Raw genomic sequence first — 6,000 nt, forward strand, 5'->3', positions numbered from 1 at the left:
GCGCCGTAGGCGTGGGGGCAAAGCCCCCCTCCCCGCTCAGATCACCAGCACCGGCGTGGTGGAAATGCTCGTCACCTTGTGGCTGACCGAGCCCAGCATATAGCTTTCCGATGCGCCAAGTCCGCGCGCGCCCACGACAATCAGGTCGCAGCCGCGCTCCTTGGCAAAGCCCGCGATGGTCCGCGCCGATTGCCCGCCCTTGATGAAGGCATGCACCTCGCGCACCCCGGCCTGAACCGCCAGTCGCTTGGCAAATTCCGCCGCCTCGCGGGCCGCCGCGCGCATCGCGTCGTCCATGTTGCCGGCGGGCGGGTCCGCGCCCCGGACCATGGACAGCGACGCCTCCAAAATCGAGTGATGGCGGTAGACGGTCAGCACCAGCAATTCCGCCCCGCACAGCACCGCCAGCCCCGACGCCTTTTCCAGCGCCGCATCCGCGCCTTTCGACCCATCATAGGCCAGCAGGATTTTCTCGAACATGGGGCCTCCTTATTTGCCGAACGCGAGGTCCCGCAGGAACAGCGCGATCTGTGGAAAGAAGATCAGCAGCACGGCCACCGACAAAAGCATCACGATGAAGGGCGGCGTGCCGCGCACGACCTCGGCATAGGGACGCTTGAACACCGCGATGGCAGTGAAGATGTCACAGCCGAAGGGCGGCGTGGCGCTGCCGATGGCGACTTGCAGCGTGATGATCGTGCCGACCAGCACCGGGTCGAGGCCCACGGACTGCACCACTGGCGCAAAGATCGGGACGAAGATCAGGATCACCACGATCGGGTCGACGAACATGCAGCCGACGAAGAAGGCAATCGAGATGGTGAAGAGCACACCGTATTGCCCCATCTCGTCGATGCCGATGGCGCCCAGCACCTGCTGCGGGATTTGCGCAAAGCTGATGACATAGGAAAACGCCGCGCCCGCGCCAACAAGGATGAACACCACCGCCGTGATCAGGCCCGTGGATTTCGCCGTGGCATATAGCTGCTTCACGCTCATCTCGCGAAAGACGACCATTTCCAGCAGCAACGCATACAGCACACAGGCGGCGGCGGCCTCGGTCGGGGAGAAGATGCCGCCATAGATTCCGCCGACGATGATCACCGGAAAGCCCAGCGGCCACAGCGCCTTTTGCACGGCGGCGGCGCGCTCGGACCAGCTTGATTTCGGCTCTGTCGGCACGTTGTTGCGGATCGCGTAGATGTAGGAATAGACCGAAAACAGGAACAGGATCAGCAGGCCCGGCCCGATGCCTGCGATGAACAGCTCGGAAATCGAGGTGCCCGAGACGACGCCGTAGATGATCATCCCGATGGAGGGCGGGATCAGGAAGGCGATGTCCGAGGAATTGACGATCAGCGCCAACACGAAGTTGTCCTTGTACCCGGCTTGCAGCATGCGCGGGCGCAGCGGTCCGCCCACCGCGACCACCGTCGCCTGCGTCGAGCCCGACACCGCGCCGAACAGTGTGCAGGCGGTGGCGGTCGACACGGCCAGCCCGCCCTTGAGATGGCCGACAAAGGTCATCACCAGATCGATCAACCGGCTGGCGGATTGGCCCCGCGTCATGATGTCGGCGGCAAAGATGAACATCGGCACGGCGATCAGGCTGGCGGGCTGGATGCCGCCAAGGATCTGCTGCACCATCGTATCAAGCTGCCCAAGGCCGCCGAACAGCATCACGAACCCGATCAGCGACCCCGCGATCAGCGGCACCATCATCGGAAAGCCCAGCAGCAAAAGAACGATCATCGTGCCAAAGATTGCCCATGCCATGGTTCAGACCTCCTCTTCGGCGGTGTCGTCATAGCCTTCGAGCGTCGAGGTCGAGAGCCAGATATCCTTGTCGATCAGGTTCTTGATCGCCGTCAGCGCGTATTGCAGCCCTGTCAGGAAGAACCCCAGCGGCGCCCAGACGATGATCCACCAGACCGGGATCTGCATCGCGGGCAGAACGCGCCCCCGTGACATCTGCGCCAGCACGTATTCGACCGAATACCAGCACAGCAGGAACATGGCCGCCGCCGTCACCAGCGCGATGATGATCATCAGGACCTTGCGCAAGGGCGGTGCGACCGCGTCGAAAAAGGCCGACATGCGGATGTGCCGACCGTGGCGCGCGGCATAGGAAATGCCCGCGAAGGTGATCAGGATGATCAGCGCGCGGTTGACCTCTTCGGAGAAGAACAGGCTTTGCCCCAGCACGAAGCGCCCAACCACGTTGGCCATGGTGTTGAGCGCCATGGCCAGCACGCCAAGCGCCAGCAGCACCGCCTCGATCCGGGCTATGCCGACATCGATCACGCCCAGAAAACCGGGCAGACCGGACACGTACTGGCTGTCATCGATATCGTCGTCTTCGATCCCCGGCGCGCGGGACTCTGCGATCATGTCCGGATCGGGATCCGGGGTTCGGTCGTCGGGTTGGACCATCAGCGGAATTCCTGAACGCAAGCTGTCGGGGCCGGGCCACCGCAAGGGCGGCCCGACCAAGGAAAATCAATTGCTTTGAACGGCTTCGAGATCGGCCTTGAGCTGGTCAAGGATCGCCTGCGCCTGATCGCCACCGATCTCGAGGAACTCTTCCTCGACCGAGGCTGCGGTATCCATGAAGGGCTGGCGCTCTTCCTCGGACAGGGAGGTGATCGTGATCGAGGGCTTGGCCTCCTTGATCTTGTCGAGCGCCTCTTCGGTCAGGCCCTTCTGGTACTCGATGATATAGTCGAAGGCCGCGTCGATGGCGTTGTCGACCACCGTCTTGTCCGCGTCCGACAGGCCATCATAGAAATCCTTGTTGGCCATCACGGCGGTGGTGAAGTTGTTGTGGCCGGTGCGGGTGATGTGGTCGGTCACCTCGTACATCTTGGTCGATTCGATGAAGAAGGCCGGGTTTTCCTGCCCTTGGATGATGCCGGTCTGAAGCGCGCCATAGACCTCGCCCCATGGCAGCGGCGTGGGTGTCGCGCCAAAGGCCTGATAGCTTTCGACCAGCAGCGGATTGGTCATCACGCGAAACTTGACCTCGTCCAGATCGGCGGGGCCGGTCACGGGTTCGGTCGTGGTCATCATCACCTCGCCCTCGGGGAACATGGTCAGCAATTCCAGCCCCTGTTCGGCATAAAGCGGCGGGAACATCTCGTTGATAGCCTTCGATTCCTTGAAGAATGTGGCCAGCACCTCTTCGTCCTGCGGCAGCAGGTACGGCACGAAGAAGACCTGCGCCTCGGGGATCAGCGACCCGGTAAAGCCCGGCGACTGGTCGACGAATTGCAGGATGCCCGACTGGGTCTGTTCCAGAATGCTGTCCGATTCGCCCAGCGTGCCGAACGGGAACAGCTGCACGCTGTGGTCGGAATTGGCCTCGACCTCTTCCTTGAATTTCTGGGCGAACTTGCCCTGCACCTCGTCCATCGCCTCTTCGAACGCATAGCGCCATGTGTCGGCCACGGCGGCGCTGGAGGTCATCAAAAGGGCGAGAACGCCGCAAACGGCGTGTTTTTTGCTCAACATGTGTAGCTCCCTGATTGTCTGCGCCCCGGGCCTCTCGCGCGCGCGGAACGGCCCCGGGCTTGGGTCAGGCCGCAGGTCTTGCCTGCGACAACTTGCCTACAACAAGCCTAGGTCACGGGAACGAGAGTCAAATCCGCAGCTTGCGGTTGCGCGGGCCTTAGGCCACGATCTGACGGCAATTTCAGGGGCTTAATACAACTTAAAGAAATTTAAATTTTCTGGTTTTCGGGCGTCACAGATTGACAATCCGCCGCCCGGATCGAACATGCAGGCTATGCGTAACACCCGCCTCGACGACCGCGACATCGCCATTCTAGCCACCCTCTCGCGCGAGGGCCGCATCGCCAAAACCGAACTGGCGGCGCGGGTGAACCTGTCGCCGACGCCGTGCTGGGACCGGATGAAACGGCTGGAAAAGGCCGGGCTGATCAGGGGTTACCGCGCCGAGGTCGATCTCGACCTGCTCGGCCCGCATGTGCAGGTCTTCGTCACCGTGGAACTCGACAGCCACAAGGCCGAGGCGTTTCAACTGTTCGAACGCACCGTGGCGCGCATGGATGCGGTGACCGGCTGCTGGGCGATTGGCGGTGGCTATGACTACCTGATGCAGGTGGTGACCCGCGATGTGGCCGCCTTTCAAGAGCTAATGGATGGCCTTCTGGAAAGCCGCGCGGGCCTGCGCCGCTATTACAGCTATATCGTGACCAAACCGATCAAGTCCGATCCCCCCGCCCTCGGCCTTCTCAAGGGATAGCGAAATCCTCTGCCGCAGCGCGGCAATCCAGAGGATTCCTCTGCCCCCGCCCCCCGGATCAGGCAAACCCTCTGCCCGCCGCGTGACAGGTTGACCCCGAAAGGAGACCTGCCATGACCAGTATGCAATCCGGGCTCGACCCGTGGATTTCCGATGCCGCCCTCTTGCAGGAAGCGGGTGATTTTGCCGGTGCGGGCCGATTGGCCGTGCGTGACCCGGCAGATGGCGAGTTGGTGGCGCAGGTCGCCCTGTCCGACGCCACCGGCGCGCGGGCCGCTGTCGATGCGGCGGACGCGGCCTTTGCCATGTGGTCGACCATGCTGCCGCAGGACCGCGCCGCGATCCTGCACCGCTGGCATGACCTGATCGTCGCCGCGAAAGAGGACCTCGCCCGCATCATGACCGCCGAGCAGGGCAAGCCCCTGTCCGAGGCGCGCGGCGAGATCGACTATGCCGCGAGCTTTGTCCAGTTCTATGCCGAAGAGGCGCTGCGCCCCAATATCGAAGGCGTGACCAGCCATCTTGCGGATGCGGAAATGGAGCTGTGGCGCGAACCCGTGGGCGTGGCCGCGCTGATCACCCCGTGGAATTTCCCCTGCGCGATGATCACCCGCAAGGCCGCCGCCGCGCTGGCCGCGGGCTGCACCGTGGTGATCCACCCGTCCGCCGAAACGCCGCTGAGCGCGCTGGCCTTGGCCGAACTCGCCCGTCGCGCGGGCTTTCCCAAGGGCGTGATGAGCACCGTGATCGGCGACGCCGCCGCCATCGTCGGCGAATGGACAGCGGATGCGCGGGTGCGCGCGCTGTCCTTCACCGGCTCCACCGAAGTGGGCCGTCTGCTGTACCGTCAGTCCGCCGACACGGTGAAACGGCTGGTTCTGGAGCTGGGCGGGCATGCGCCCTTCATCGTCTTTCCCTATGCCGATCTGGACCGCGCCGTGCGCGAGGCGGTGAAGGCGAAATTCGCCACCTCCGGGCAGGATTGCCTTGGTGCGAACCGGTTTTACGTGCATCGCGACGTCTACGACGATTTCTGCGCCCGCTTCACGGAGGCCGTGCAGGCGCTGACCATCGGCAAAGGCGCGGATGACCCGGACATCGGCCCGCTGATCAACGAAAAGGCCATCGCCAAGCAGGTCGAACAAGTGCAGGACGCGCTGTCCAAAGGCGCGCGGTTGCTGACCGGCGGTCAGGTCGACGCTGCTGGACCGCTGTTCTTCCAGCCCACCGTTCTGGCCGATGTGCCGGAGGAGGCCGCGATCATGTCAGAGGAAAATTTTGGCCCCGTCGCGCCGATCACCGTGTTCGACACCGAAGACGAGGTCATCGCCCGGGCCAATGCCACCGAATACGGGCTTGTGGCCTATGTCCACAGCATGGACCCGCGCCGCATCTACCGCATGACCCGCGCCCTGCAATTCGGCATGGTCGCGGTCAACCGCACCAAGGTCACCGGCGCGCCGATCCCCTTTGGCGGGGTCAAGCAGTCAGGGCTCGGGCGCGAAGGCGCACGCCAAGGCCTCGAAGCCTTCACTGATATCAAATATGTCTGCCGGGATTGGGGATAAGACCATGAATGAAATGAACAAACTTCACAACGACCAGCTTTCGCAATGGGATCGCGAGACGTTCTTTCACCCTTCGACGCATCTGGCCGAATTCGCGCGCGGCAACCTGCCCAATCGCGTCATCACCGGCGGCTCCGGCTGCCATATCGAGGATCGTGACGGCAATCG

Annotated in this window: 6 protein-coding genes and 1 pseudogene; 3 read left to right on the forward strand and 4 right to left on the reverse strand. The window is 63.3% G+C overall.

From position 1 onward, the window contains the following. Positions 1-36: 36 nt before the first annotated feature. The 4 genes from D8Z78_RS02565 to D8Z78_RS02580 form a co-directional block, all read right to left on the reverse strand. Positions 37-480 (reverse strand): universal stress protein, encoded by a 444-nt coding sequence (locus D8Z78_RS02565; RefSeq protein ID WP_121633708.1) that lies wholly within the window; start codon positions 478-480, stop codon positions 37-39. 9 nt (positions 481-489) lie between these two features. Then, positions 490-1,776: a TRAP transporter large permease gene (locus D8Z78_RS02570; RefSeq protein WP_121633710.1), complete on the reverse strand. Its 1,287-nt coding sequence runs from the start codon at positions 1,774-1,776 to the stop codon at positions 490-492. Between the two features lie 3 nt (positions 1,777-1,779). Continuing rightward, a complete protein-coding gene (locus D8Z78_RS02575; RefSeq protein WP_121633721.1) occupies positions 1,780-2,391 on the reverse strand; it encodes a TRAP transporter small permease in 612 nt (203 codons plus the stop codon). Positions 2,392-2,499: 108 nt separating this feature from the next. Continuing rightward, positions 2,500-3,510 carry a TRAP transporter substrate-binding protein gene (locus D8Z78_RS02580; protein ID WP_121633712.1) on the reverse strand — a complete coding sequence of 337 codons (1,011 nt, stop codon included), beginning with the start codon at positions 3,508-3,510 and terminating at the stop codon, positions 2,500-2,502. 274 nt (positions 3,511-3,784) lie between these two features. On the opposite strand from D8Z78_RS02580, the gene D8Z78_RS02585 reads away from it, so the two are divergent. The 3 genes and pseudogenes from D8Z78_RS02585 to D8Z78_RS24945 all read left to right on the forward strand — a co-directional run. Continuing rightward, positions 3,785-4,264, forward strand: a complete 480-nt coding sequence (locus tag D8Z78_RS02585) for an Lrp/AsnC family transcriptional regulator (RefSeq protein ID WP_121633714.1) — start codon at positions 3,785-3,787, stop codon at positions 4,262-4,264. Positions 4,265-4,377: 113 nt separating this feature from the next. Next, a complete protein-coding gene (locus tag D8Z78_RS02590) occupies positions 4,378-5,832 on the forward strand; it encodes an NAD-dependent succinate-semialdehyde dehydrogenase (protein ID WP_121633716.1) in 1,455 nt (484 codons plus the stop codon). 13 nt (positions 5,833-5,845) lie between these two features. Next, a pseudogene (locus D8Z78_RS24945) lies at positions 5,846-6,000 on the forward strand (aspartate aminotransferase family protein); the annotation flags it as partial.

The sequence above is a fragment of the Tropicibacter alexandrii genome (assembly GCF_003667315.2).
GTDB classification, from domain to species: Bacteria; Pseudomonadota; Alphaproteobacteria; order Rhodobacterales; family Rhodobacteraceae; genus Tropicibacter; species Tropicibacter alexandrii.

What these genes read in the sequence shown, in the direction of transcription:
- D8Z78_RS02575 (WP_121633721.1), bottom strand. Translation starts at nt 2,391, where the DNA reads ATGATCGCAGAGTCCCGCGCGCCGGGGATCGAAGACGACGATATCGAT.
- D8Z78_RS02565 (WP_121633708.1), bottom strand. Translation starts at nt 480, where the DNA reads ATGTTCGAGAAAATCCTGCTGGCCTATGATGGGTCGAAAGGCGCGGAT.
- D8Z78_RS02585 (WP_121633714.1), top strand. Translation starts at nt 3,785, where the DNA reads ATGCGTAACACCCGCCTCGACGACCGCGACATCGCCATTCTAGCCACC.
- D8Z78_RS02580 (WP_121633712.1), bottom strand. Translation starts at nt 3,510, where the DNA reads ATGTTGAGCAAAAAACACGCCGTTTGCGGCGTTCTCGCCCTTTTGATG.
- D8Z78_RS02590 (WP_121633716.1), top strand. Translation starts at nt 4,378, where the DNA reads ATGACCAGTATGCAATCCGGGCTCGACCCGTGGATTTCCGATGCCGCC.
- D8Z78_RS02570 (WP_121633710.1), bottom strand. Translation starts at nt 1,776, where the DNA reads ATGGCATGGGCAATCTTTGGCACGATGATCGTTCTTTTGCTGCTGGGC.